This is a genomic window from Pseudomonas sp. CCI4.2, from assembly GCF_034350045.1.
Taxonomy (GTDB): domain Bacteria; phylum Pseudomonadota; class Gammaproteobacteria; order Pseudomonadales; family Pseudomonadaceae; genus Aquipseudomonas.
This window is the reverse complement of record NZ_CP133781.1, coordinates 1,345,027-1,370,103: the sequence shown is the minus strand read 5'-3', so window position 1 is coordinate 1,370,103 and position 25,077 is coordinate 1,345,027. Positions and strand designations below refer to the sequence as shown.

Here is a 25,077-nt window from a genome sequence, read left to right as displayed (position 1 = left end):
GTACTGGGGCTGCGATTTAAAGAGCGGGAGTATACCCGATTCGGCCGCGCCTCGACCCTTGGAGGCCTATGCCACGCTGCTTTTGGTGCAACGAAGACCCGCTGTATATCGATTATCACGATCAAGAGTGGGGCGTGCCGCTGCGCGATGCGCAGAAGCTCTTCGAGTTGTTATTGCTAGAAGGGTTCCAGGCGGGGCTCTCATGGATCACGATTTTGAAGAAACGCGCCCGTTATCGCGAAGTCATGTTCGGCTTTGACGTGCACAAGATTGCGCAGATGAGCGATGAATACCTGGAAACATTGATGCTCGACCCGGGCATTATTCGCAATCGTCTGAAGCTCAATGCAGCGCGGCGTAATGCGCGTGCCTGGTTGGCGCAAGATGACCCAGTGAAGTGGCTGTGGTCTTTTGTTGGCGGCGAGTCCAAGACCAACCATTTTAAGGACCGCAACGAAGTCCCGGCGATTACCCCCGAGGCTGAGGTGATGAGCAAAGCAATGAAGAAGGCGGGCTTCACTTTTGTGGGTCCGACCATTTGTTACGCCTTCATGCAATCCTCGGGCATGGTCATGGATCACACCTTGGACTGTGATCGATACGCCGTCCTCAGCCGCTGATGGTTACAATGGCGGCCTTGCGAATTCAGGAGTGATTTGTGGATAAGTTTAAAGGTGCCCTTCTGGTTGGGCTTTTGCGGCTGTTTGCCTTGTTGCCATGGAATGTTGTGCAGTGGGTTGGCGGGGCTATTGGCTGGCTGATGTGGAAAACGCCTAATCGCTCGCGTGAAATCGTCCGCATTAATCTTTCCAAATGCTTTCCGGAAATGGATGCGGTGGAACGTGAGCAACTGGTTGGCCGCAGCCTGATGGACATCGGTAAGACATTGACTGAAAGCGCCTGCGCCTGGATTTGGCCTGCTCAGAAGTCGATTGATTTGGTGCGTGAAGTCGAAGGGCTCGAGGTGTTGGAAGCGGCCCTGGCGTCCGGTAAAGGTGTGGTCGGCATCACCAGCCACTTGGGCAACTGGGAGGTGTTGAACCACTTCTACTGCAACCAGTGCAAACCGATCATTTTTTATCGTCCGCCGAAGCTCAAGGCGGTGGATGACCTGCTTCGAAAACAGCGCGTGCAACTGGGCAACCGCGTCGCGGCGTCGACCAAGGAAGGAATTCTGAGCGTCATCAAAGAGGTGCGCAAAGGCGGCTCGGTGGGTATTCCGGCTGACCCGGAGCCGGCTGAGTCTGCGGGGATCTTTGTGCCGTTTTTTGCGGTTCAGGCGTTAACCAGCAAGTTTGTGCCGAACATGTTGGCCGGCGGTAAAGCGGTCGGTGTGTTCCTGCACGCCATGCGCCTGCCCGATGGTTCCGGCTACAAAGTCGTCTTGGAAGCCGCACCGGAAGCGATGTACAGCACTGACACGGCAACCTCAGTGGCGGCCATGAGCAAGGTCGTTGAGAAATACGTGCGAGCTTATCCGAGCCAGTACATGTGGACCATGAAGCGCTTCAGAAGGCGTCCGGCAGGGGAAGAGCGTTGGTATTGAAAGACAAGGTAACCGCCGGGCCGTGGATCAACAGAAGGATTATTTAAACCGCTGCGATCTTGATCAACTTGGCGTAGTAAAACCCGTCGTGGCCACCCTCTTGTGGCAGTAACTGACGACCATGCGGCTGCTTCAAGCCGGGTGGTTGTTGGCCGAGCTGCCCAGCGATGTCCAACTCCCGTGCACTCGATGTCCGGGCAAGAAACGCGTCGACCACTTCAGTGTTTTCCATTGGCAACGTTGAACAGGTGGCGTAGAGCAGAATGCCACCGACGTCGAGGGTCGGCCACAACGCATCGAGCAGCTCACCTTGTAGCGTGGCGAGTGCCGGGATGTCATCAGCTTGACGGGCGAGCTTGATATCGGGGTGGCGACGAATCACTCCCGTGGCAGAACATGGCGCATCAAGCAGGATGCGTTGGAACGGTTTGCCATCCCACCACTGCTGAGTCTCGCGGGCATCTGCGGCAATCAATTCGGCGCTTAGGCCTAGACGCTCAAGATTTTCCTTCACCCGTATCAGACGCTTGGCTTCAAGGTCCACCGCGACCACGCCGGCCAATTGCGGCTGGACTTCAAGCAGGTGGCAGGTCTTGCCGCCCGGTGCGCAGCAAGCATCAAGTACCCGCTGGCCAGGGGCTAACTCAAGCAGATCGGCCGCCAACTGCGCCGCTTCGTCCTGAACGCTGATCCAGCCGTCAGCAAAGCCCGGCAAGTTACGCACATCGCACGGCTCGCTTAGCACGATGCCATCTTGGCTGAACGCGCAGGCATGAGCTTCAATGCTCGCGTCCCCCAACAATTGCAGATACGCGTCACGGCCGTGGTGACGGCGGTTGACCCGCAGAATCATCGGCGGATGAGCATTGTTGGCCGCGCAAATGGCTTCCCACTGTTCTGGCCAATACGCCTTCAGCGCTTTTTGCAACCAGCGTGGGTGTGCGGTGCGAACCACTGGGTCGTGTTCCAGTTCGACGAACAGCGCTTCGCTTTCCCGTTGGGCGCGGCGCAGTACGGCGTTAATAAGCGCTTTGGCCCAAGGCTTTTTCAGCTTGTCGGCGCAGCCAACGGTTTCACCAATGGCTGCATGGGGTGGAATACGCGTGTAGAGCAATTGATAGAGCCCCACCAGCAGCAGCGCTTCCACATCGGCATCGACGCTTTTGAACGGTTTTTGCAGCAATTTTGCCGCCAACGCAGACAGCCTTGGTTGCCAACGCGCCGTGCCGAAGGCCAGATCCTGGGTTAACCCACGGTCACGGGCTTCAACGTTATCCAGTTGTTTCGGCAGCGAGCTGTTCAGTGAAGCTTTGCCGCTGAGGACCACAGCCAGTGCTTTTGCGGCGGCGAGACGCGGGTTCATTGAGCGGCCACCGCAGCGCCAAGGACGATGCCTTCGGCGAATTTCTCACGACGGCTGTTGAACAGGTCGGCGAAATTCAGCGCTTTACCCCCCGGCAGTTGCAAACGCGTCAGGCGCAAAGCGTTTTGCCCACAGGCCACAATCAAACCGTCTTTACTCGTCGACAGAATTTCCCCCGGTATGCCCTGCCCTTCGTCTAGGCTGGCGGCCAGCACTTTCAGTGCTTCGCCATTAAGGGTGCTATGGCTGACCGGCCATGGATTAAAGGCACGAATCAGACGTTCAAGCTCGATGGCCGGACGACTCCAGTCGATGCGCGCTTCGTCTTTGTTCAGCTTATGGGCGTAAGTCGCCAGCGCGTCGTCTTGAACCTCGCCGAGCAACGTCCCATTGGCCAGACCGGTAATGGCTTGAAGCACTGCCGGAGGGCCGAGTGTGGCAAGACGGTCATGCAGACTGCCGCCAGTGTCTTCAGTCGTGATCGGGGTGGTGACTTTTAGCAGCATCGGCCCGGTATCCAGGCCCGCTTCCATACGCATCACCGTCACGCCGCTTTCGGCATCGCCGGCTTCGACCGCGCGCTGAATCGGCGCAGCACCACGCCAACGCGGCAGTAGCGACGCATGACTGTTGATGCAACCCAGGCGCGGGATATCCAGCACGGTTTGCGGCAGGATCAGTCCGTAAGCGACCACCACCAGTAGATCAGGTGTGAGTGCCGCCATTTCGGCCTGAGCCTGGGCATTGCGCAGCGTCGGCGGTTGCAGAACGACGATGCCGTGTTGCTCCGCGAGCTGTTTGACCGGGCTCGGCATCAGTTTCTGACCACGGCCAGCCGGGCGATCAGGCTGGGTATAAACCGCGATTACCTGATGGGGGCTGTCGAGCAAAGCCTGGAGGTGCTCGGCGGCAAATTCCGGAGTGCCGGCGAAGACGATGCGCAGTGGCTCGGTCATGGTTTTCTCTTAAATAAATGCGGACCCTATAGGGTTAAGTTGGATCAAGCCTGCTTGTGCAGTTTTTCCAACTTCTTTTTGATTCGATCGCGCTTGAGGTTTGACAGGTAATCGACGAATAATTTGCCGTTAAGGTGATCGCACTCGTGTTGAACGCACACAGCCAGCAGACCTTCGGCAACTAGCTCGAAAGGCTTGCCGTCGCGGTCGAGGGCGGTAACTTTTACCTTGTTCGGACGGTCGACGTTTTCATAGAATCCTGGCACCGAGAGGCAGCCTTCTTGATACTGCTCCATCTCGTCGGTCAGGGTTTCGAACTGCGGATTAATAAAAACCCGTGGTTCGCTGCGGTCTTCGCTAAGGTCCATGACCACGATGCGTTTGTGGACGTTGACTTGAGTCGCTGCCAATCCGATGCCGGGCGCTTCGTACATGGTTTCGAACATGTCATCGACCAACTGGCGAATGCCGTCGTCGACCTCAGCCACGGGTTTGGCGATGGTGCGCAGGCGCGAATCGGGAAATTCGAGGATGTTTAGAATAGCCATATACGTTAGAGCTGCACTTGTAGGGTAAAGTCGAAAGTCGGCGGCCAGACATCGGACGAAAGGTCGAAACTGGCAATCTCGCAAAACCCAAGCCTCTGGGACTCTGACTGTTTCACGGGAAGCCACATGATAAAGGGATTCACCGCATGAGGAAATCACTACTCGCCCTGTTGCTGTTGGCCTCCGCTGGCCTTTGTCAGGCGCAAGTGCAATTGCGGGACGGTCACCCTGAGAATTACACGGTCTCCAAAGGCGACACACTTTGGGACATTTCCGGGAAGTTTCTTAGCGAGCCTTGGAAGTGGAAGGAAATCTGGAAGCAAAACCCACAGATTGCCAACCCTGATTTGATCTACCCCGGCGACAGGTTGACGTTAATTTACGTCGGCGGCCAGCCGCGTCTGGTGGTCAATCGCGGTGAGTCGCACGCAACCATCAAGCTGTCGCCGCGCGTGCGCACAACGCCGATGGCCGAAGCGATTCCGAGCATTCCTCTGGGCGCCATCAACAGCTATTTGTTGAGCAACCGAATCGTCGACGATCCGGCTACCTTTAAGAACGCCCCTTACATCGTTGCCGGTAACGCAGAAAGCGTCCTCAGCGGCGTAGGCGATCGGGTTTATGCCCGCGGCAAGTTCGACCCGGCGCAGACGGTCTATGGGATCTTCCGCCAAGGTAAAACCTACACCGACCCTGTTACCGGGACCGTCCTCGGGATCAACGCCGATAACATTGGCAGCGGTGAAGTCGTCGCCCATGAGGGTGATGTCGCAACCCTGATACTGCGGCGTTCGACTCAGGAAGTAAGGCTGGCCGACCGCCTGTTCACCAGCGAAGAACGCCCGATCAACTCAACTTTCTTCCCAAGTGCGCCAGACACCCAGATTGACGGCTTGATCATTGACGTCCCACGCGGGGTGACCCAGATTGGTGTGTTCGACGTGGTGACGTTAAACAAAGGTAGACGCGATGGTTTGGTCGAAGGGAACGTGCTGGCGATCTACAAAACGGGCGAGCAAGTGCGCGATGACGTGTCCGGCGAACGGATAAAAATCCCGGACGAACGCTCGGGGTTACTCATGGTTTTTCGCACTTATGAAAAGCTGAGCTATGGTTTGGTACTCCACGCCACGCGCTCGTTGACGGTCATGGACAAGGTGCGAAACCCGTAGAGCTATGTTTCAGAATCAGGACATGTTTTTTCCACAGAGCATGAACTTATCAAATAGTTACTAACAGAGTTATCCACAGGTTGTCCGTTCCAAAAATGAAGCGCAACAGATCAAGGAAGATCTATGCCGTTGTTCGATACCGCTGCTGTGCCACCCGCTGAACTCGAAGCGCGCCTGCGCATCCACCGGCTGCCTGAGGTCGGACCCAAACGCTTTCATCGCCTGATGAGCGCCTTTGGGTCGGCCTCTGCGGCGATCAGTGCGCCGGCCAGTGCGTGGCGTGCTTTGGGTTTCCCCAGCGCCTGCGCCGAAGCCCGCCGTTGTCCCAATGTACGAGATGGCGCCAGCGCTGCAATGGCTTGGCTTGAGCGTCCCGCCCAGCATTTGTTGATGTGGGACGACCCTCACTACCCCGCTTTGCTGGCTGAAATTCCCGATGCGCCGCCGCTGCTGTTCGTGGCCGGTGACCCCCGAATTCTTGAACGGCCGCAACTGGGTATGGTGGGCAGTCGGCGTGCTTCCAAGCCGGGCCTGGACACCGCCACCGCGTTCGCGCGGAGTTTGGCCGGAGCTGGTTTTGTCATTACCAGCGGCTTGGCGCTGGGCATTGACGGCGCCGCCCACCAAGGCGCGTTGGACGTTGGTGGACAAACGATTGGCGTGCTCGGTACGGGCATCGAAAATTTTTATCCACAGCGCCATCGGCAGCTTGCCGCCACCATGTGTGCGCAAGGCAGCGCGGTGGTTTCCGAGTTTCCCCTGGACGCTGGGCCGCAACCCGGCAACTTTCCGAGACGCAATCGAATTATCAGCGGTTTGTCGGTCGGGGTGCTGGTGGTCGAGGCCAGTGTGCGCAGCGGATCGTTGATAACCGCGCGTTTAGCCGCCGAGCAAGGGCGCGAGGTGTATGCCATTCCGGGCTCGATTCATCACCCCGGCGCTCGCGGTTGCCATCAACTGATTCGTGACGGCGCAGTGTTGGTGGAAACCGTCGAGCACATCCTTGAAGCCCTGCGCGGTTGGCAAACCATTAGCCGTTGCCTCCCCGCACCCACCGCCGTTTCTCCCGAACGCGTCAGTCATCCTTTGCTCGACTTGCTGCATGCCGCACCCCATACCAGCGAGGCGTTGGCGCTCTCGATTGGCTGGCCATTACCGAAGGTATTGGCTGCATTGACCGAGTTAGAGCTTGAAGGGCGTATTAGTGCTGAGGCGGGACGATGGTTTGCGCGTGCCTGCTAAGGTTAAACTGCGCGCAGTGGTTACCGGAGATAGCGCAAATGGTCAGCAGTTGGCGTGTGCAGCAAGCCGCACGAGAAATTCGAGCTGGAGCGGTAATCGCCTATCCGACCGAAGCGGTATGGGGTTTGGGCTGTGATCCGTGGAATGAAGACGCGGTGTATAGGTTGTTAGCGATCAAATCGCGGCCGGTGGAAAAGGGCCTGATTCTGGTGGCCGACAACATCCGCCAGTTCGATTTTCTGCTCGAAGACTTTCCGGAAACGTGGCTCGACCGCATGTCGGCGACCTGGCCCGGCCCCAATACGTGGCTGGTGCCGCATCAAGACCTGCTTCCCGAATGGGTCACAGGCCTCCATGACACCGTAGCATTGCGCGTCAGTGATCATCCGCAGGTGCGCGAATTGTGCGCGTTGGTCGGACCATTGATTTCGACTTCCGCCAATCCAGCTGGGCGACCGGCTGCCCGGACGCGCCTTCGTGTAGAGCAATATTTTCGCGGTGACATCGATCTGGTGCTTGGCGGCCTACTAGGCGGTCGCAAGCACCCGAGCCTGATTCGTGACCTGGTGACGGGCGAAATCGTTCGCCCGGGCTAGGTCGTACGATCAAGGAATCAAAATGGTCGATCCGGTGGTGCGCCGGGCGCTCAGTTCGATGTGCGCCTTGGCGGCATCTTTCAATGCGTAACGTTGAATGTCATCTACCTTGAGCTTGCCGTCGGCCAGTAGGGCGAACACGTCATTGGCCATGGTTTGCAGGTTTTCCGCATTGTTGGCATAGGTCGTCAGCGTCGGGCGCGTGACGTACAGCGATCCTTTTTGCGCAAGAATCCCCAGATTGACCCCCGCCACTGGCCCGGACGCATTACCGAAACTGACCAACAGGCCACGCGGCGCCAGGCTGTCCAACGACGTCAGCCAGGTATCCTGGCCGACGCCGTCGTACACCACCGGGCATTTCTTGCCGTCAGTCAAATCGAGAACCCGCTTGACCACGTCTTCTTTGCTGTAATCGATGGTTTCCCAGGCACCCAACGCTTTGGCATGCGCCGCTTTCTCAGCGGAACTGACCGTACCAATCAGCTTCACGCCCAAGGCCTTGGCCCACTGACACGCCAGCGAACCTACGCCGCCAGCGGCTGCATGAAACAGAATGGTTTCGCCGCTCTTGAGTGCATACGTCTGGTGAAACAGATACTGCACGGTGAGGCCCTTGAGCATCACCGCTGCGGCTTGCTCGAAGCTGATCGAGTCCGGCAGTTTCACCAGGTTCGCGGCCGCAAGCACATGCACTTCGCTGTAAGCGCCCAAGGGCCCACTTCCGTAAGCCACACGGTCGCCAACCTTGAACTGGTTGACGTCGCTGCCCACCGCTTCCACTACGCCCGCACCTTCAGTGCCCAGACCAGATGGCATCGAAGGTGCTGGATACAGACCGCTGCGAAAATACGTGTCGATGAAATTCAGGCCAATCGCCTTGGTACGCACACGGACCTGCTGGGGACCCGGTTCGGCGGGTTCGAAATCCACGTACTCAAGCACTTCGGGGCCGCCAATGGTGCTGAACTGGATACGCTTTGCCATCTGTTCTCTCCGGTGATGAATTGAAACAAGAAATGCAGGTAGCTATCGGACCCGATCCCTTGATCCCAGTCAACAGCGTCAGCCGTATGGCCAATGGTATGCTACGCGCCAATTTGCCAGCCCCGCTGACCCTCATGGCCCAGCGACGTTTCAAGGTGATCCGATGACAACCCGCACCGACGCTGTAAAAGCTTACCTGTTCGACCTGCAAGACCGAATCTGCACTGCGCTGGAAAGCGAAGATGGCAGCGCGCGCTTTGCCGAAGACGCTTGGGAGCGGCCAGCAGGCGGAGGTGGACGTACTCGCGTCATCGGAAACGGTGACGTAATCGAGAAAGGTGGGGTCAATTTTTCTCATGTCTTTGGCACTGGCTTACCGCCCTCCGCCAGCGCCCATCGGCCTGAGTTGGCTGGGCGTGGGTTTGAGGCGCTGGGCGTGTCGCTGGTGATTCACCCGCACAACCCCCATGTACCGACGTCCCACGCTAACGTGCGATTTTTCATCGCTGAAAAAGAAGGCGAAGAACCGGTCTGGTGGTTTGGTGGCGGCTTCGATCTGACGCCGTATTACGCCGTAGAAGAAGACTGCGTGCATTGGCACCGCATTGCCGAACAAGCCTGCGCACCGTTCGGGTCCGACGTTTATCCGCGCTACAAAGCCTGGTGCGACACGTATTTCCATATCAAGCACCGGAACGAGCCGCGCGGCATTGGCGGCCTGTTTTTCGATGACTTGAACGAGTGGGACTTCGACACCAGCTTCGCTTTCATACGCGCTATTGGCGATGCGTACATCGACGCGTATCTGCCTATCATTCAGCGTCGTAAAGACATGGCCTACACAGAGAAACAGCGTGAGTTTCAGGAATTCCGCCGTGGGCGTTATGTGGAGTTCAACTTGGTCTACGACCGGGGCACGCTGTTCGGTTTGCAATCAGGGGGGCGTACCGAATCGATCCTTATGTCGCTGCCGCCACAAGTTCGCTGGAGCTACGACTGGAAGGCTGAACCAGGCACCGCAGAAGCGCGCTTGACTGAATATTTCTTGCAGGACCGAGATTGGTTGGCGCAGGCCTGACAGATCGCGTGAGAAGATCGCACTCCCCGTAGGAGCCAAACTTGTTGGCGAAGTTTAACCGGTCTGTCAGCGATGCCGTCTCGCCAACAAGTTGGCTCCTCCAGATAGGTGTCATCTGTCACGATTGAACCAGGAACCGTCCCATGGACCATTACGTCGTTTTCGGTAACCCCATCGGCCATAGCAAGTCGCCGCTGATTCATCGTTTGTTTGCCGAGCAGACCGGCGAGCAACTGGACTACAGCACCCTGCTGGCGCCGCTGGACGACTTCGTTGGTTTCGCGGAAACATTCTTTGAACACGGACGCGGCGCCAACGTCACCGTACCCTTCAAGGAACAGGCCTTTCGCTTCGCCGACAGCTTGACCGAACGCGCCCAACGCGCAGGTGCCGTGAACACGTTACGCAAAGGTGCCGACGGTCGTTTGTTGGGCGATAACACTGATGGTGCCGGGCTGGTGCGGGATTTGACCGTGAATGCCGGCGTGGTCTTGAACGGCAAACGCATTCTGCTGCTCGGTGCCGGCGGTGCGGTGCGGGGCGCGCTAGAGCCGCTGTTGGCCGAGAAGCCAGCGGTGCTGGTGATCGCCAACCGCACCGTTGAAAAGGCCGAGCAGCTTGCCCATGAGTTCACCGATTTAGGGCCGGTGTTTGCCAGTGGTTTTGATTGGCTGGAGGAGTCGTTTGACGTGATTATCAACGCCACCTCCGCCAGCCTTGCCGGCGAGGTTCCACCGATTGCCGCGAGCTTGATCCAGCCGGGCCATACGGTTTGCTACGACATGATGTACGGCAAAGAACCTACGCCATTCTGCCGCTGGGCCACGGAACAGGGTGCGACGCACGTGTTAGACGGTTTGGGCATGCTCGCCGAACAGGCTGGCGAAGCATTCTATTTGTGGCGCGGCGTGCGTCCAGATACCGCGCCAGTATTGGCTGAATTGCGTCGCCAGTTGGCCAACGCTTGATCTGCCGAAGACGTTAATCGACGAACAGAATGGGGCACTTATCGGCCCCTTCCAGCCTGCGTAGCTCTTCGATCACCTGCGGCCGGGCGTTTTTCAGCGTCAAGCTACGGTTCAGGCCCCTTAAACGCCGGGCCTCCTGATGAAGCATTTCAACGCCCGAGTAATCGATGAAGTTGATCTGCTGCGCTTCGATCACCACGTGCAGGCCTTCGCTGCTTTGCAAACGGACCTGCAAATAGTGGCTGGCGCCAAAGAAAATCGAACCGCCTACCCGAAAAATATCGTCGTCGCCGTCGCGCCATTGCTGGACTCGCGGCTGCGACGTGCGCTTGAGATAGAAAAACAGCGAGACCAGCACACCGGCATAAATCGCGGTCTGTAGCTCCAGTAGCAGCGTCGCCAGACACGTCAGCGCCATCACCACAAACTCCGCTCGGCTCACACGAAACAGTGCTCGAATACCGCGACGGTCCACCAAGCCCCAGCAGATCAACAGGATCGACGCGGCCATGCTCGGAATCGGGATGTGGGCGATCAGCGACGCGCCACACACCGCGAACAATGCCACCCATAGCGCAGAAAACACCCCGGCCAATGGCGAGCGGGCCCCGGCGTCATAACTCAACGCCGCGCGGGTGAACGAGCCTGCGGACAGATAGCCGGAAAACAGCGAGCCAATCATATTCGACAGGCCTTGGGCGCGGACTTCCTGATTGGCATCGAGCAATTGTTGCGAACGCGCCGACAACGAGCGGGCAATCGACAGGCTGGTCACCAGCCCGAGCATGCCCACGGCGACTGCGCTGGGTAGCAGTTTCAGAATTAATTCAGGGTCCAGCGGCAGCGCACTGAACGGCGGCAGATGCCCGACGAACGCGCGAACCAGTTGCACGTGACCGAACTTCTCCGGCCATAGCCAGACCAGCGAACCTGCGCCTAGCAAAGTTATCAACAGGGTCGGCCAGCGTGGCAGAAAGTATTTCAAGGTTGCGCCGACGACCAGGGTCAAGGCGCCAAGGATCAGTGATGACGAGTCAACCTCCCCCCGGTGCTCAAGCAAGGCAGAGATGCTTTTCAGCGCGGTGGATTGGCTACTCACCTCCAGCCCAAGGAAACTTGGCAACTGGCCCAAGGCGATTACCACGGCGGCGCCCAGGGTAAATCCCAGAATCACCGAGTGGGAAACGAAGTTCACTAGCGCCCCAAAACGGAGTAACCCCAGTAGCCATTGAAACAGCCCGCCGATGAACGTCAGCAGCAGAATCAGGGTGACGTAATCGTTACTGCCGGGCACCGCCAACGGGCTGATGCTCGCGTAGAGCACGATAGAAATCGCGGCCGTGGGCCCGCAAATCAGATGGAACGATGAGCCCCACAAACAGGCGATCAACACGGGAACAATGGCCGCGTACAAGCCGTACTCAGGCGGTAATCCTGCGATCAAGGCATACGCGATGGATTGCGGCAGCGCCAGAATGGCCCCACTCAAACCCACGAGCGCGTCGTTACCAACGCTGGCGCGGGTTTGTCGAGGGAGCCAATCTAGAAATGGAAAAAGTGTGTGGCGGTTGAACCAACCCATGAATCTCTCAGTGGTTTTGCAAAAGTGTGAGGGTGGGGTTTAAGCCGTTACGATGCAAGGTTACGGTGTGTTGGTGACTGCTTCGCAGTCAATCGCGGGCAAGCGCGCTCCTGCCTGATAGGGGGCACACCGCCCTACCTGTGGGAGCAGGCTTGCCTGCGAAGCTTTGCCATTACAACGTTGCTTTTACCGCAGTCAACGCGTCTTTCTGATCGATGGTTTTCACGCCGTCGAGCCATTTGTCCAAGACTGCCGGGTTGGCCTTGATCCAGGCTTTAGCCGCTTCTGCGTTGGTGATTTTCTTGTTCACCACCTCAGACATGATGCTGTTTTCCATTTCCTGGGTGAAGCTCAGGTTGGTCAGCAGCTTGCCCACGTTCGGGCATGCGTCGGTGTAGCCTTTGCGCGTGAGGGTGAACACACTGCCGGTGTCGCCGAAGTACGCCTCACCGCCTTTTAGGTAGTGCATTTTCATCTGCACGTTCATTGGGTGCGGAGTCCAGCCAAGGAACACCACGAAGGTGTTTTTCTTCACGTTGCGAGCGACTTCGGCCAGCATCGCCTGTTCGCTGGACTCAACCAGTTTCCACTGACCCAGGTCGAATTCGTTTTTCTTGATGATGGTCGCCAGCGAAATATTCGCCGGTGCGCCGGAGCCGATGCCGTAGATCTTCTTGCCGAATTTATCGGCGTATTTATTTAGGTCGGCAAAGTTATGCACGCCCGCGTCCCAGACGTAATCCGGCACGGCGAGGGTGAACTCGGTGCCATCAAGGTTCTTGGCCAGTTGCGTTACATCGCCCGTGGCGACGAATTTGTCGTAAAAACCCTGCTGGGCCGGCATCCAGTTACCCAAGAAAACATCCACTTGCCCGTCCTTGAGGCCACCGTAGGCGATCGGAACGGCCAATGTGTCGACCTTGGCTTTGTAACCCATGCCATCCAGCAAAAAGCCCGTAATCGCGTTGGTCGCAGCAATGTCGCTCCAGCCTGGATCGGCCATTTTAACCGTGCTGCAGTTCTGATCGGCGGCGAAAGCCGAAACGCTGGTCAACGCAATAAAACCGACTGCCAGTGTTGTGGATAACTTCATACGGTTGTGCCCCTTTTTGGTTTTTTTGATTTTGGCAGGGTTAAGGTTGTGGATAACGTGCCTTGCGCTCCAAATCGTCAAGGTCGATATGGTTGCGCATGTATTGCTGACTGGCGTCTACCAGCGGCTGGTGATCCCAACTCTTCAGCTTGCCGATTGCCAACGATTCGGCGACAAAACGCCGGCGACGTTGGCTGGCGAGCACCTGGTGGTGTATCGCCGGTATATTCCACTTAGCCCGTGCCTCGGCCAGAAACGCAGAGAACAGCTGTTGATGAACGGCCGATTGACTCAGTTCTTCCAGTTCCTTCGGATCGTTATGCACATCGAACAACATGCACGGGTCTTGCTCTGAATAGATGAATTTAAACGCGCCGCGCCGAATCATCATCAGCGGGCTGGTCGTACCTTCTGCCATGTATTCGCCGAAGACCTCGTCGTGCCCGGCTTCGCCGTTCAAATGCGGTAAAAGCGAACGACCATCAAGCGGTAAACCGGGGTCTAACTCGCCGCCGGCCAAGGCCACGAAGGTTGGCAGCAGGTCGGCGGTGGACACGGCTGCGCCAACGCGCCCGGCCTTGAATTGGCCTGGAGCGTAGACCAGCAACGGCACACGTGCGGCCATCTCGAACCAATGCATTTTGTACCAGAGGCCGCGTTCGCCCAGCATGTCGCCGTGATCACCCGAGAACACGATGATCGTGTCGTCGGCCAGCCCGGCGTCTTCGAGGGTTTGCAGCAGCTTGCCAACATTGCTGTCGATGTAACTGCACGCGCCGAAGTACGCACGGCGGGCATCGCGAATCTTATCCACAGGCATCGGCTTGTCCCACAGGTCATAAACCTTGAGCAATCGTTGCGAATGCGGGTCCAGCGCGGCCTGGTCGGCGTGGGCGGGTGGCATCGGGATTTCTTCGTTGGTGTACAAATCCCAGAACGGTTTCGGGATGGTGTACGGGTCGTGCGGGTGAGTCATGGACACCGTCAGGCAAAACGGTGCATCACCGTCTTCACGAATGTAATCGAACAAATACTGTTGGGCCTTGAACACCACTTCTTCGTCGAAATCCAACTGATTGGTGCGCACACACGGCCCGGCTTGCAACACGGACGCCATGTTGTGGTACCAGCTTGGTCGAACATCCGGCTCATCCCAATTGACCGCCCAACCGTAGTCGGCAGGGTAGATGTCACTGGTGAGGCGTTCTTCGTAGCCGTGCAACTGGTCCGGGCCGCAAAAGTGCATCTTGCCGGACAGTGCGGTTTTGTAGCCCAGGCGCCGCAAGTAGTGGGCGTAGGTCGGTATGTCAGCGGGGAAATCAGCCGCGTTGTCGTAGGCGCCGATCTTGCTCGGCAGTTGACCACTGACCAAGGTAAAACGCGATGGGGCGCACAGCGGGCTGTTGCAGTAGGCGGCATCGAACACCACGCCTTCAGCGGCGAGGCGGCTCAAATTGGGCATTTTGACTGGAGATGAGGCGTAAAACGGCAACATCGGCGCGGCCATTTGATCGGCCATGATAAAAAGAATGTTCTTGCGCTTCATGTATTCGCGGCATTCCATTGTGAAGATTTATGCGAGAGTGCTGTGCCTGAGAATGCGACCCATGGGTTTAGCGGTAAAGCCCATGCCAGACAATACCTAGGATAAGTTCAGCTTATGTATGAAGCCCTTGGCGGTTTGTCATTGGATTTGATGCGGGCGTTTGAAGCCGCCGCCAGACATCGCAGCTTTACCGCTGCGGCGGTGGAGCTTGGCACGACACAGCCTGCAGTAAGCCAGCAGATCAAGCGCCTTGAAGAGCAATTGGCGACGCGACTGTTTGACCGCATTTACCGGGGCATCGAGCTGACAGAAGCAGGCGAGGTGTTGTTCAGCTATGTGCAGTCGGGTTTGCAGTCTATTGACGGCGGATTGAATGCGGTAACGGCGCAACGTCAGCACGAGGTGTTACAGGTGGCCACCGACTTTGCGTTTGCCGCGTACTGGCTGATGCCGCGCTTGCACCGTTTCCACAAAGCCAACCCAGACGTGGACGTCAGTTTGGTTACCAGTGAGCGCAGCCATAACATGCTGCGGGCTGATGTCGATGTCGCGGTACTGTTTGGAGATGGGCGTTTCAAACAGGGTGAGAGCCGCTGGTTGTTCAGCGAAGAGGTGTTCCCCGTGTGCAGCCCGCAACTGTTGGCAGGCAAGACTTTACCGCTGCCGACCAACGTCCTGCTGGATCTTCCGTTGCTGCACCTGCGCGGTGAGGGCAGCAGCAACTGGTTCGACTGGAGCGGCGTATTTCGGGCACTCGATCTCCGACAAGCTCCGGCGCCGGGCCAACTGCGCTTCGATAACTACACGCTGCTGATTCAGGCCGCGATTGCCGGTCAGGGGGTTGCCATCGGCTGGCGGCATCTGGTCGATGCGCTGCTGGAGCAAAACCTCCTCTGCCGGCCCATCGCCGCTACCGCGATTTCTTCCTGTGGTTATTACGTGGTTCTCCCGCAACGCAAGCGCCGGGTGCAACTGGTTCAGCAGTTTGTCGATTGGCTCGCCACCGAACAGTCGCAAAGCGGGGATTTATTGGTGGGTAGACCGCTGCCGTCGATAGCGGTGTGAACACAATTCTCTCTGTAGGAGCTAACGTGTTGGCGAGCGGTGAATCGCGTGAATCAAATCTAGCGCCTCGCGAACAAGTTAGCTCCTACAGTGGTTTGAACCATTTTGGAGAGACAAGCAATGCAGGAAATTCAGGGCTATCACGCCCACGTTTATTTCAACGCAGACACCCTCAGCCAGGCACGCGCGTTATGCGAGGAAGCCACCGAGCGTTTCGGGCTGAAAATGGGACGGGTACATGAAAAACCGGTTGGCCCGCACCCGGAGTGGAGTTGTCAACTGGCGTTCGAGCATGCCCAGTTGGCAGACGTGACGCTCTGGCTGGCGCTGAATCGTAAAGGCTTGGTGGTGCTGATGCACCCGCTGACGGGCAATGATTTGGCGGATCACACGGCGCATGCGATCTGGATGGGGGCCGTGCGGGAATTGGATGTGTCGATTTTTAAGCGTTAAGACATGTAACGCCGGAACCTGTGGGACCGAATTAATTCGCAATGCGGTGTATCAGGCACATCGCATCAAGCCATTGGCGAATAAATTCGCTCCCACAGTGTGTCTGCAGGACCGGTATCAGTTCAGCACGTTATCCAAAATGGTGTAGATAACACCTGTAGTAATTGCGACCAGGACCACGTCCGGTCCTACACGGCGCCATTCGTAGCCGTCATAACGCGGCAGTTGTTCAAGTGCGCGAGGGTCCATCCGGTCGCCGTAGCCGCGTGGCAGTGGGCGGCCACGTTCGAGGTGATAGTTAGGCGGTAAGTCACGGCCACGGGTGAAGTACTCGTGGCGATCATGGAAGGTCTGGCGCTCATGGTCGAAGTTCTGCGGCGGGCGCCCCCCTGGACCGCGGTTATCGTGATTGTCATGATTGTCATGATTATCGTTATGACCATGATCGTCGCCTTGGTGATATTCGCCGCCATGGCCCTGGTCACGGTCATCGGCGTGCAACAACGGACTGGCACTAATGATCATCATGATCCCCAAGCCTGCAACTAAACGGGTTGGCAGTTTCATTTCTTAATCCTCGGAATTCGGTCAGCAAAAAAGGGGCTCTAAGCCGTCGGCCAAGAACCCCTTTTGCTTGTAACTTAGTGTATCTGCTGAGGTTTAAATTCCTCGCTAAAGCAATCTTTACCCTTTACTGACACGGGCGTTGCGAACGCCGTCGGCCAACGCTGAACAGAGGCTCAGCACATCGTCGATGGCTTGGCTTGGCGAGTGGGCAGTGGCGATCTTATCCACCAGCGCCGAACCCACCACGACGCCATCTGCCAGCCTGGCAATTGCCGCTGCTTGCTCTGGAGTACGAATGCCAAAACCAACGCTGATTGGCAGGTCGGTGTGACGACGCAAGCGCTCGATGGCGTTTTTGACCTGATCTGAAGTCGCTGAGCCAGCACCGGTCACACCGGCAACCGACACGTAATAAACGAAGCCCGAACTGCGCTCCAGGACCGTTGGCAAGCGCCCGTCGTCGGTGGTTGGCGTGGTCAAGCGGATGAAGTCGATACCGGCAGCTTGGGCAGGTGTTGCCAGTTCAGCGTCATGTTCTGGCGGCAGGTCAACGATGATCAAACCGTCCACGCCAACCGACTTAGCTTCAGCAACGAACGCATCGACGCCAAAGCGATGAATCGGGTTGTAGTAACCCATCAACACAATCGGCGTGCTTTGGTTGTCGACCCGAAACTCGCGAACCATGTTCAAGGTTTTTGCCAGGGTTTGTCCGGCGTCCAAGGCGCGCAGCGTTGCCAACTGAATCGCCACGCCGTCGGCCATGGGATCAGTGAACGGCATGCCCAGCTCGATTACGTCAGCACCGGCCGCCGGCAAGCCCTTGAGGATCGCCAGGGAGGTGTCATAGCCCGGATCGCCAGCGGTGATGAAGGTCACCAGTGCCGCGCGGCCTTCGGTTTTCAGCTCGGCGAAACGTTGTTCGAGACGGCTCATACCAGTTGCTCCTGAGTCTTGTCGGCGGCGGCCATGTGGCTCATCACGGTTTGCATGTCTTTGTCGCCACGGCCGGAAAGGCAAACCACCATCAAGTGGTCATCGCGCAAGTTGGTGGCGCGTTTCATGGCTTCAGCCAAGGCGTGAGCGGTTTCCAGCGCCGGGATGATGCCTTCCAGCAGGCAGCAATGGTGGAAGGCTTCGAGGGCTTCTTCATCGGTGATGCTGACGTACTCGACGCGCTTCATTTCGTGCAGGTAAGCGTGTTCCGGGCCAATGCCTGGGTAGTCGAGGCCAGCAGAAATCGAGTGGGCGTCAGTGATCTGGCCGTCGGCATCTTGCAGCAGGTAGGTACGGTTGCCGTGCAGGACACCTGGAACACCGCCGTTCAGGCTGGCGGCGTGCTTGTCGGTATGAACACCGTGACCACCGGCTTCAACGCCGATGATTTCGACGCTGGCGTCATCGAGGAACGGGTGGAACAGGCCCATGGCGTTGGAGCCGCCACCGACGCAAGCAATCAGGCTGTCCGGCAGACGACCTTCTTTTTCTTGCAGCTGTTCTTTGGTTTCTTTGCCGATGATCGATTGGAAGTCGCGGACCATGGACGGATACGGGTGTGGGCCAGCCACGGTACCGATCATGTAGAAGGTGTCGTCGACGTTGGTGACCCAGTCGCGCAACGCTTCGTTCATCGCATCTTTCAGCGTGCCGGTACCGGAAATGACCGGCACGATTTCAGCGCCCAGCAGCCGCATACGGAATACGTTGGCCTGTTGGCGTTCGATGTCAGTAGCGCCCATGTAGATCACGCAAGGCAAGCCGAAGCGGGCGGCGACGGTGGCAGTGGCCACACCGTGCATGCCCGCGCCAGTTTCAGCGATTATGCGTTTTTTACCCATGCGCTTGGCCAGCAACACCTGGCCAATGCAGTTGTTAATCTTGTGCGCGCCGGTGTGATTCAGCTCTTCGCGCTTGAAGTAGATCTTCGCGCCGCCGCAGTATTCGGTCAGGCGTTCGGCGAAATATAGCGGGTTTGGACGGCCCACGTAGTCACGCTGGAAATAGGCAAGTTGCTCAAGAAACTCAGGATCGACCTTGGCCGCTTCGTATTCGCGGTCCAGGTCGAGCACCAGCGGCATCAGGGTTTCAGCCACGTAGCGGCCACCAAATGAGCCGAACAGGCCGTTGGCATCTGCGCCTTTGCGGAAATTGGTCTGGGTCATGGGACCTCCAGGTGATGTATCGAAAAGGATTAGCCGTTGAGGCAATGCCGCTACTTTAACCAGCGCCATCCCCGATGAAAACCGATAAGATCGACGCAACCTGTCAGGAAAACTCACAGATACCATGAGCCACGACCTCCCTCCTCTCAATGCCTTACGTGCCTTTGAAGCGGCTGCCCGCTTGAACAGCGTCAGTCAGGCCGCCGAGCAGTTGCACGTAACCCACGGCGCCGTCAGTCGGCAGCTTAAAGTGCTGGAAGAACACTTGGGCCTTGCGCTGTTTGTAAAAGACGGACGCGGCCTTAAACTCACAGATGCAGGTATTCGACTACGCGATGCCAGCGCTGACGCCTTCGAGCGCTTGCGCACGGTCTGTGCTGAATTAACCCAGAGCAGCGCCGACGCACCGTTTGTTCTGGGCTGTTCAGGAAGTCTGCTGGCGCGCTGGTTTATCCCGCGTCTTGGGCGGCTGAACGCAGAGCTACCAGATTTACGTCTGCATCTGTCGGCGGGTGAAGGTGATCTTGATCCTCGTCGTCCCGGCCTGGATGCGTTGCTGATTTTTGCCGAGCCGCCATGGCCGTCGGACATGCAGGTGTACGAGCTGGCCAGTGAGCGGATTGGCCCGGTGATGAGTCCACGTTTCGCCCATTTCGAACAGCTGCGTCATGCGCCGGCGCACGCATTGACACACCAAGCGCTACTGCAAACCACTTCACGGCTACAAGCCTGGCCGATGTGGGCGCAGCAAAACGGTATCGAGCCGGACGCGCTGCACTACGGTCAGGGTTTCGAGCATTTGTATTATTTGCTGGAGGCGGCCGTCGCGGGGTTAGGTATCGCGATTGCGCCGGAACCACTGGTGGCGGATGACTTGCGTGCCGGACGCCTGGCCGCACCCTGGGGTTTCAGTGAAACACCGGCGCGACTGGCGTTGTGGGTTCCGAAACGCGCCGCCGATGGGCGCGCTCAGCAATTGGCGCAGTGGCTAAAAGCCGAGCTTGAGCGAGGAGTCAGAGGCTGAATCAGTCGCGTCTGAACAACAGGTAGGCGGCCAGCAGGCCGATTGCACCCACCGCCACGCCCGCAGTTGTCCATGGGTGTTCTTGCGCGTAATCCCGAGTCGCAAGGCTGGTTTCGCGGGTTTTGTCTTTGACCTCGGCGTACACATCGCTGAGCAAGCTGCGTGAGTGACTCAGCGCACTTTCAGCGTTGGCTTTGAGGTTTTTCAGGGTTTTGCGCGACTCGTCCGAGGCGTCGGATTTAAGGTTCTCAAGGGATTTGAGAAGGCTTTCGATCTCGGCTTCCATGCTTTGCAACGAGGCTTTACGTAGAGAAGTGTTAGCCATGGTGGCTCTCCTGCAGTGATGAGTGGCGTGTGTTGTTTCCGACTCCGAGGTTGCAGGAAAGTGCGGTGGCGCCTGAACTTTTCAAAAGTTTTTGCCCACAGAGTGAGGAGCGAATTCGCTGCTACGCTCTTAACGACATCTTTGGGAGAACTGCCATGAGTGATCACCACACGTACAAAAAAGTAGAGCTGGTTGGCTCGTCGTCCACCACCATCGAAGACGCGATCGACAACGCCATCGCGGAAGCTGCCAAGAGCATCAAGCACCTGGAGTGGTTCGAAGTCTTGGAGACTCGCGGCCACATTGAAAGTGGCAAGGTCGCGCACTACCAAGTCACCCTCAATGTAGGCTTCCGGATCGCCAATAGCTGATCGCACTGAACTTTTGCACTGGCCGATTGCCATAATTTCCGCTACAAACAGTGAACCCGCTGTCGCGAAATCGTTGGCGTGGTTAATGAATTGGGTTGCGTTCCAACCTGGTTAACCTAACGAGGGAGTGTGACCGATGAAGAAGTTTGTATTGGCGATAGCGTTGTTGAGCATTGCGGGCACCGCGATGGCCGCTGGTAAGTCTTGCGATGATTTGAAGTCGGAAATCGACACGAAAATCAAAGCTAAAGGCGCCTCTGCCTACAGCCTGGATGTCGTTGCGAAAGGCAGCTCGACGGATGCGAAAGTCGTGGGCACCTGTGACGCGGGCAGCAAGGAAATTGTGTACAAGCGCGGCTGATGTTTAAGGCTTAACAAAAACCGACGCCCAGGGCGTCGGTTTTTTTATACATATTTTTGGACTTTCATGGGTCTGTGCAGGCTGTTGGACCGAATTTATTCATGCCCTGAGGTGGTCCGTCAACGCGTTGTCGCAGCAAACACCGTGTAGCTGTAGAAGCTGCGAAGCCGATACTGTGGGAGTAGGCTTGCCTGCGAAGAGGCCCGTAGTCACGCCGCTGATATCGACTTGAAACCTGGATTGCCTGCATTGACGCTTTCGTTGGCAAGCGAACTCCCACAGCGACTTCGGCAGCTCCTCCAAATGTACAAACAAGGACATCTGTGGGACCGAATTCATTCGGGAAGCAGGCGGCGCGGTTTTTTTCAGATACACCGCGTTACGGCATTCGCGAATGAATTCGGTCCCACGGGGTTTGCAGCGGTTAGCCAAGTACCGTCTGCGCCAAAATCTCGTACGAACGCAATCGATCGGCGTGTTCGTACATGTCGCAGGTAAAGATCAGTTCATCGGCCTGGGTCTGTTCGACCAACACTTCAAGCTTGGCGCGGATTTTCAATGCGCTGCCGACCATCGCCAACCCGAGAAAATCCGCCACGGCTTCACGTTCGTGGGGCAACCACAGGCCTTCCATACTTTTCACCGGTGCTTTTTGAACCAGGCTTTGGCCGCGCATCAGCGAAAGAATCCGCTGATACAGCGAGGTCGCCAAGTAGTCAGCGTGCTCGTCAGTATCAGCGGCCACCAACGGTACGCCCAGCATCACGTAGGGTTCGTCCAAGTAGATCGACGGCTTGAAATGGGCGCGGTAGACCCGAATCGCTTCGTGCATATAGCGCGGTGCGAAATGCGATGCAAAGGCGTAAGGCAAACCGCGCTCGCCGGCCAGTTGTGCGCTGAACAAGCTCGAACCCAACAACCAGACTGGCACGTTGGTGCCAGTACCCGGCACCGCGATGACCCGTTGATCCGGTGTACGCGGACCGAGATAACGCAGCAATTCAGTCACGTCTTCCGGGAAGTCGTCTGCGCTGCCAGAGCGTTCGCGGCGCAAGGCGCGAGCGGTCATTTGATCCGAACCTGGCGCGCGGCCCAGTCCTAAATCGATACGACCGGGATACAAGCTGGCAAGGGTGCCGAATTGTTCTGCGATCACCAGCGGTGCGTGATTGGGCAACATGACGCCCCCAGCGCCGACGCGGATGGTCGAAGTGCCGCCGGCCAAATAGCCGATGAGTACTGAGGTCGCGGAGCTGGCGATGCCGTCCATGTTGTGGTGCTCAGCTACCCAAAAACGGTTATAGCCGAGCTTCTCGACATGCTGTGCCAAATCCAGTGAATTGCGCAGCGACTGCGCTGGGCCAGCGTCCTGGCGCACTGGCACCAAGTCGAGGGTAGAGATTTTGACATCTGCTAAACGTTTCATAAGCCCTAATAGCCTCTGGAGTGTGCCGTGCAGGTTTGGCCCATGACGTCCAAGGGCGATCAGAGCCCACCATAACCTGTATGAAAATATGGGCGTATTTTTTTGTTTCAATAGCTGGCGTATAGATATCCTACTAAAACAGTAGGACTTGTCCTTCAGTTGAACTTTGTAAAGCCTACACTCCTCAGAACTCTAGTCACTGTGCGAACCGTCTCGCACGCGTTCATGACATTCATGAGGAGAAACCATGAGCATCGTTAAAAAAGCATCGGCCCACTGGGAAGGCGATCTGAAAAGCGGTATTGGCAGCATCTCCACCGAAACAAACGTACTGAACAAAGCACCTTACGGCTTCAAAGCCCGATTTGAAGGCGGCAAGGGCACCAACCCCGAAGAACTGATTGGCGCGGCGCATGCCGGCTGCTTCTCTATGGCGCTGTCGATGATTCTGGAAGGCGCTGGCCTGAAAGCCGACAGCATCGACACCGAAGCTGCGGTGACCCTGGAGCAATCCGCAGGCGGCTTTGATATCACCGCGATACACCTGACCCTGAAGGCGAAAATCCCCAACGCCACTCAAGCGCAGTTCGACGAGCTGACCAAGAAAGCCAAAGAAGGCTGCCCGGTCTCCAAAGTGTTGAATGCGACTATTACGCTGGATGCAACGTTGGTTAGCTAACCGATGGATGCCCGACCTCGCGCAGCCGTCTGCGCGGGGTCTTGATTCGACTTCACGCTTTCCATGGGGCGATAACGCAGTACTCTGGGCGTTAAATCGAAGGAGTCGACTATGAAACGCATCGTTTTAGCTATTATCTGCACGTCATCTGCCGCAACTGCCATGGCGGCACCCAAGCCGTGCGACGAACTCAAGGATGAAATTGAAGCTCAGATTCAAGCCAAAAACATAACTTCCTACACGCTGGAAATTGTCTCCAATGAGGAAGTCCACGACCAAAACATGGTTGTCGGCACCTGCGAAAACGGTAGCCGAAAAATTATTTATCAGCGCAACGACAAGTAATCAAAGACAAGTCACTTCGCGATCTTGGGCCACGGTTTGGTGTTGCGCGTCATACAGACGGCCACTGACGGTGATGCCTGCATTACGTGCCTCGAAGCGATAACGTTGCCCTGGCGCAAAGTGGTCGTAGTGCAAGACGATGTAACAGGTGCGGTCCGCTACGTCGTCAAAACCGCTGAACCCAACGCCGCTGGCTTCATAATCAAATCGCACCTGCAATTCATGACTGCCAGGCTGCACCTGAAAGTAACGACCATCCCCCCAACGCTTGCCGTCGAGCTTGTCAGCCATCACCAGATTGCCGGTGTAGGTGAACATCTCGACCCACGCCTGTTGCGCATCGACCGGTGGCACGGGCGGAATTGCGCAGCCAGAGAGGGCTAACAACAGAGTAATCAATAATGGCTGACGCATGAGAGGCTCCGTATCGAACAGGTGTCGATGATAGTTGCGTCCGGGGTGCGCTGTCCGGCATAACGCTGGTTCAATTAAGACATTAAGGCCCAGGCATGATTCGACACGTCCCGCTGTTTCTTTGCCGTGGCATTGCGCTGCTCGCTGTGTTGCTCCTCGGCGGCTGCGTGAGTCTTGATTACTACGGTCAACTGGCCAGCGGGCAGCTGCGTTTGCTCCATGAGCGGGAACCGGTGGCGACGATTATTGCCGATCCTCACAGCGACCCGACGCTACGCGAACATTTGATCAAATCGCAACAGGCGCGGGTGTTTGCCAGCCGTCAGCTGCATCTACCGGATAACCGCAGTTATCGGCTGTATGTGGATATCGGGCGGCCTTACGTGGTGTGGAACGTGTTCGCCACCGATGAGTTTTCCCTGGAGGCGGTGAGCCAGTGTTTCCCCATTGCGGGCTGCGTGGCGTATCGAGGCTATTACAATCCTGACGACGCTCGGGGCGAGGCGGCGGTGCAGCGGCTGGCAGGGAAAGACGTCTATATGAGCGGCGTTGAAACCTACTCGACGCTGGGCTGGTTCGACGACCCGATCATCAGTTCGATGTTGCATTGGGGTGATGAGCGACTGGCAGCTCTGATCTTTCATGAGCTGGCGCATCAGCTGTTTTACGTGAAGGACGATTCTGAATTTAACGAGTCTTACGCTAACTTCGTCGAGCAGGAAGGTGGCCGCCAATGGCGCGTGGCGCGTGGTCTGCCTCCGGAAAAACAGTCGGACTCGGAGCAACGTGAGCAATTTACCCAACTGGTTCTAGGCGCACGGGAACGCTTGAAAAAGCTCTACGCCCAGCCGTTGCTGGCCGAGGTGATGCGCGAGCGTAAAGCGGCGGAGTTCGAACGGCTGCGCAGTGACTATCGGCAGATGCGCGACAGTCAATGGGCCGGCGATCACCGCTATGACCCTTGGATCAACGCGCCCATGAACAACGCCAAACTGCTGCCCTTTGGATTGTATGACCAGTGGGTACCCGCCTTTGCCGCGCTGTACAAGCAGGTCAACGGTGATTGGCCAGCGTTTTACCGCGAGGTCGAAAGGCTAGGGGGTTTACCGATAGAACAGCGTAAAGCGGCGTTGCGGAAATTGATGGGTCGCTCATGAACGCTTTCGCAATCCTCTGTAGCCAACTTGTTGGCGAGGCAATTTCAGTCT

The 25,077-nt window shown here is 57.3% G+C and carries 28 protein-coding genes; 15 read left to right on the top strand and 13 right to left on the bottom strand.

Annotation, left to right across the window (positions count from 1 at the left end):
- The first annotated feature begins 68 nt into the window (after positions 1 to 68).
- On the top strand, positions 69 to 620 hold the full coding sequence (locus tag RHM65_RS06060) for a DNA-3-methyladenine glycosylase I (RefSeq protein ID WP_322166838.1): 552 nt from the start codon (positions 69 to 71) through the stop codon (positions 618 to 620).
- 38 nt (positions 621 to 658) lie between these two features.
- Positions 659 to 1,546 (top strand): lysophospholipid acyltransferase, encoded by an 888-nt coding sequence (locus tag RHM65_RS06055; RefSeq protein ID WP_322166839.1) that lies wholly within the window; start codon positions 659 to 661, stop codon positions 1,544 to 1,546.
- 43 nt (positions 1,547 to 1,589) lie between these two features.
- Here the strand turns inward: RHM65_RS06055 and rsmB are convergent, their stop codons facing one another.
- From rsmB to def, 3 genes are read right to left on the bottom strand one after another with little or no spacing between them, the layout of a single operon-like run.
- Positions 1,590 to 2,909, bottom strand: a complete 1,320-nt coding sequence (gene rsmB, locus RHM65_RS06050; RefSeq protein ID WP_322184481.1) for a 16S rRNA (cytosine(967)-C(5))-methyltransferase RsmB — start codon at positions 2,907 to 2,909, stop codon at positions 1,590 to 1,592.
- Entirely contained in the window at positions 2,906 to 3,865 is a 960-nt protein-coding gene (gene fmt / locus RHM65_RS06045; protein WP_322184480.1) for a methionyl-tRNA formyltransferase, read from the bottom strand. Before fmt ends, rsmB begins: the two co-directional genes overlap by 4 nt.
- Before the next feature lie 44 nt (positions 3,866 to 3,909).
- Positions 3,910 to 4,413, bottom strand: a complete 504-nt coding sequence (gene def, locus RHM65_RS06040; protein WP_322166843.1) for a peptide deformylase — start codon at positions 4,411 to 4,413, stop codon at positions 3,910 to 3,912.
- 146 nt (positions 4,414 to 4,559) lie between these two features.
- On the opposite strand from def, the gene RHM65_RS06035 reads away from it, so the two are divergent.
- The 3 genes from RHM65_RS06035 to RHM65_RS06025 all read left to right on the top strand — a co-directional run bounded on the left by RHM65_RS06035 (position 4,560) and on the right by RHM65_RS06025 (position 7,423).
- Positions 4,560 to 5,585 (top strand): LysM peptidoglycan-binding domain-containing protein, encoded by a 1,026-nt coding sequence (locus tag RHM65_RS06035; protein ID WP_322166844.1) that lies wholly within the window; start codon positions 4,560 to 4,562, stop codon positions 5,583 to 5,585.
- A gap of 123 nt (positions 5,586 to 5,708) precedes the next feature.
- Positions 5,709 to 6,827, top strand: coding sequence for a DNA-processing protein DprA (gene dprA / locus RHM65_RS06030; RefSeq protein ID WP_322166845.1), 1,119 nt, complete (start codon positions 5,709 to 5,711; stop codon positions 6,825 to 6,827).
- A 38-nt stretch (positions 6,828 to 6,865) separates the two neighbouring features.
- Positions 6,866 to 7,423, top strand: coding sequence for an L-threonylcarbamoyladenylate synthase (locus RHM65_RS06025; RefSeq protein ID WP_322166846.1), 558 nt, complete (start codon positions 6,866 to 6,868; stop codon positions 7,421 to 7,423).
- Between the two features lie 9 nt (positions 7,424 to 7,432).
- On the opposite strand, the gene RHM65_RS06020 is transcribed toward RHM65_RS06025, so the two are convergent.
- Positions 7,433 to 8,410 (bottom strand): NADPH:quinone reductase, encoded by a 978-nt coding sequence (locus RHM65_RS06020; protein ID WP_322166847.1) that lies wholly within the window; start codon positions 8,408 to 8,410, stop codon positions 7,433 to 7,435.
- Between the two features lie 163 nt (positions 8,411 to 8,573).
- Between RHM65_RS06020 and hemF the strand changes: the two genes are divergently transcribed.
- Complete coding sequence (hemF, locus tag RHM65_RS06015) at positions 8,574 to 9,488, top strand: oxygen-dependent coproporphyrinogen oxidase (RefSeq protein WP_322184479.1); 915 nt, start codon at positions 8,574 to 8,576, stop codon at positions 9,486 to 9,488.
- Between the two features lie 143 nt (positions 9,489 to 9,631).
- Complete coding sequence (aroE, locus tag RHM65_RS06010) at positions 9,632 to 10,456, top strand: shikimate dehydrogenase (protein ID WP_322184478.1); 825 nt, start codon at positions 9,632 to 9,634, stop codon at positions 10,454 to 10,456.
- A 13-nt stretch (positions 10,457 to 10,469) separates the two neighbouring features.
- On the opposite strand, the gene RHM65_RS06005 is transcribed toward aroE, so the two are convergent.
- The 3 genes from RHM65_RS06005 to betC form a co-directional block, all read right to left on the bottom strand.
- Positions 10,470 to 12,038, bottom strand: a complete 1,569-nt coding sequence (locus tag RHM65_RS06005; RefSeq protein WP_322184477.1) for a SulP family inorganic anion transporter — start codon at positions 12,036 to 12,038, stop codon at positions 10,470 to 10,472.
- A 172-nt stretch (positions 12,039 to 12,210) separates the two neighbouring features.
- Complete coding sequence (gene choX / locus RHM65_RS06000) at positions 12,211 to 13,131, bottom strand: choline ABC transporter substrate-binding protein (RefSeq protein WP_322166851.1); 921 nt, start codon at positions 13,129 to 13,131, stop codon at positions 12,211 to 12,213.
- A gap of 40 nt (positions 13,132 to 13,171) precedes the next feature.
- Positions 13,172 to 14,677: a choline-sulfatase gene (gene betC / locus RHM65_RS05995; protein WP_322184476.1), complete on the bottom strand. Its 1,506-nt coding sequence runs from the start codon at positions 14,675 to 14,677 to the stop codon at positions 13,172 to 13,174.
- A 114-nt stretch (positions 14,678 to 14,791) separates the two neighbouring features.
- Between betC and RHM65_RS05990 the strand changes: the two genes are divergently transcribed.
- Together RHM65_RS05990 and RHM65_RS05985 are read left to right on the top strand one after the other, a co-directional pair.
- Complete coding sequence (locus RHM65_RS05990; RefSeq protein WP_322166853.1) at positions 14,792 to 15,742, top strand: choline sulfate utilization transcriptional regulator; 951 nt, start codon at positions 14,792 to 14,794, stop codon at positions 15,740 to 15,742.
- 120 nt (positions 15,743 to 15,862) lie between these two features.
- Positions 15,863 to 16,195: a DOPA 4,5-dioxygenase family protein gene (locus RHM65_RS05985; protein WP_322166854.1), complete on the top strand. Its 333-nt coding sequence runs from the start codon at positions 15,863 to 15,865 to the stop codon at positions 16,193 to 16,195.
- A 117-nt stretch (positions 16,196 to 16,312) separates the two neighbouring features.
- Here the strand turns inward: RHM65_RS05985 and RHM65_RS05980 are convergent, their stop codons facing one another.
- From RHM65_RS05980 to trpB, 3 genes are all read right to left on the bottom strand, one after another.
- Positions 16,313 to 16,762, bottom strand: a complete 450-nt coding sequence (locus RHM65_RS05980) for an anti-virulence regulator CigR family protein (RefSeq protein ID WP_322184475.1) — start codon at positions 16,760 to 16,762, stop codon at positions 16,313 to 16,315.
- A 117-nt stretch (positions 16,763 to 16,879) separates the two neighbouring features.
- Entirely contained in the window at positions 16,880 to 17,698 is an 819-nt protein-coding gene (trpA, locus tag RHM65_RS05975) for a tryptophan synthase subunit alpha (protein WP_322166856.1), read from the bottom strand.
- Complete coding sequence (gene trpB, locus RHM65_RS05970) at positions 17,695 to 18,924, bottom strand: tryptophan synthase subunit beta (RefSeq protein ID WP_322166857.1); 1,230 nt, start codon at positions 18,922 to 18,924, stop codon at positions 17,695 to 17,697. The genes trpA and trpB overlap by 4 nt, the downstream gene beginning before the upstream one ends.
- A gap of 124 nt (positions 18,925 to 19,048) precedes the next feature.
- Between trpB and RHM65_RS05965 the strand changes: the two genes are divergently transcribed.
- Positions 19,049 to 19,948 carry a LysR family transcriptional regulator gene (locus RHM65_RS05965; protein WP_322166858.1) on the top strand — a complete coding sequence of 300 codons (900 nt, stop codon included), beginning with the start codon at positions 19,049 to 19,051 and terminating at the stop codon, positions 19,946 to 19,948.
- A 1-nt stretch (position 19,949) separates the two neighbouring features.
- Here RHM65_RS05965 and RHM65_RS05960 read toward each other — a convergent pair whose 3' ends face one another.
- Positions 19,950 to 20,273, bottom strand: coding sequence for a DUF883 family protein (locus RHM65_RS05960; protein WP_322166859.1), 324 nt, complete (start codon positions 20,271 to 20,273; stop codon positions 19,950 to 19,952).
- 155 nt (positions 20,274 to 20,428) lie between these two features.
- Here RHM65_RS05960 and RHM65_RS05955 point away from each other — a divergent pair, with 155 nt between their 5' ends.
- Together RHM65_RS05955 and RHM65_RS05950 are read left to right on the top strand one after the other, a co-directional pair.
- Positions 20,429 to 20,644, top strand: a complete 216-nt coding sequence (locus RHM65_RS05955; protein WP_322166860.1) for a dodecin — start codon at positions 20,429 to 20,431, stop codon at positions 20,642 to 20,644.
- Positions 20,645 to 20,780: 136 nt separating this feature from the next.
- A complete protein-coding gene (locus RHM65_RS05950) occupies positions 20,781 to 21,005 on the top strand; it encodes a DUF1161 domain-containing protein (RefSeq protein WP_322184474.1) in 225 nt (74 codons plus the stop codon).
- 424 nt (positions 21,006 to 21,429) lie between these two features.
- Here the strand turns inward: RHM65_RS05950 and RHM65_RS05945 are convergent, their stop codons facing one another.
- Positions 21,430 to 22,431 carry an LLM class flavin-dependent oxidoreductase gene (locus tag RHM65_RS05945; protein ID WP_322184473.1) on the bottom strand — a complete coding sequence of 334 codons (1,002 nt, stop codon included), beginning with the start codon at positions 22,429 to 22,431 and terminating at the stop codon, positions 21,430 to 21,432.
- 247 nt (positions 22,432 to 22,678) lie between these two features.
- Between RHM65_RS05945 and RHM65_RS05940 the strand changes: the two genes are divergently transcribed.
- Positions 22,679 to 23,110: an OsmC family protein gene (locus RHM65_RS05940; RefSeq protein WP_322166863.1), complete on the top strand. Its 432-nt coding sequence runs from the start codon at positions 22,679 to 22,681 to the stop codon at positions 23,108 to 23,110.
- Between the two features lie 111 nt (positions 23,111 to 23,221).
- A complete protein-coding gene (locus RHM65_RS05935) occupies positions 23,222 to 23,455 on the top strand; it encodes a DUF1161 domain-containing protein (protein ID WP_322166864.1) in 234 nt (77 codons plus the stop codon).
- Here the strand turns inward: RHM65_RS05935 and RHM65_RS05930 are convergent, their stop codons facing one another.
- The gene (locus tag RHM65_RS05930; RefSeq protein WP_322166865.1) at positions 23,456 to 23,869 is read right to left on the bottom strand and encodes a hypothetical protein; all 414 of its coding nucleotides are present in this window, start codon (positions 23,867 to 23,869) and stop codon (positions 23,456 to 23,458) included.
- 95 nt (positions 23,870 to 23,964) lie between these two features.
- Here RHM65_RS05930 and RHM65_RS05925 point away from each other — a divergent pair, with 95 nt between their 5' ends.
- A complete protein-coding gene (locus RHM65_RS05925; protein ID WP_322184472.1) occupies positions 23,965 to 25,026 on the top strand; it encodes an aminopeptidase in 1,062 nt (353 codons plus the stop codon).
- Positions 25,027 to 25,077 lie beyond the last annotated feature (51 nt).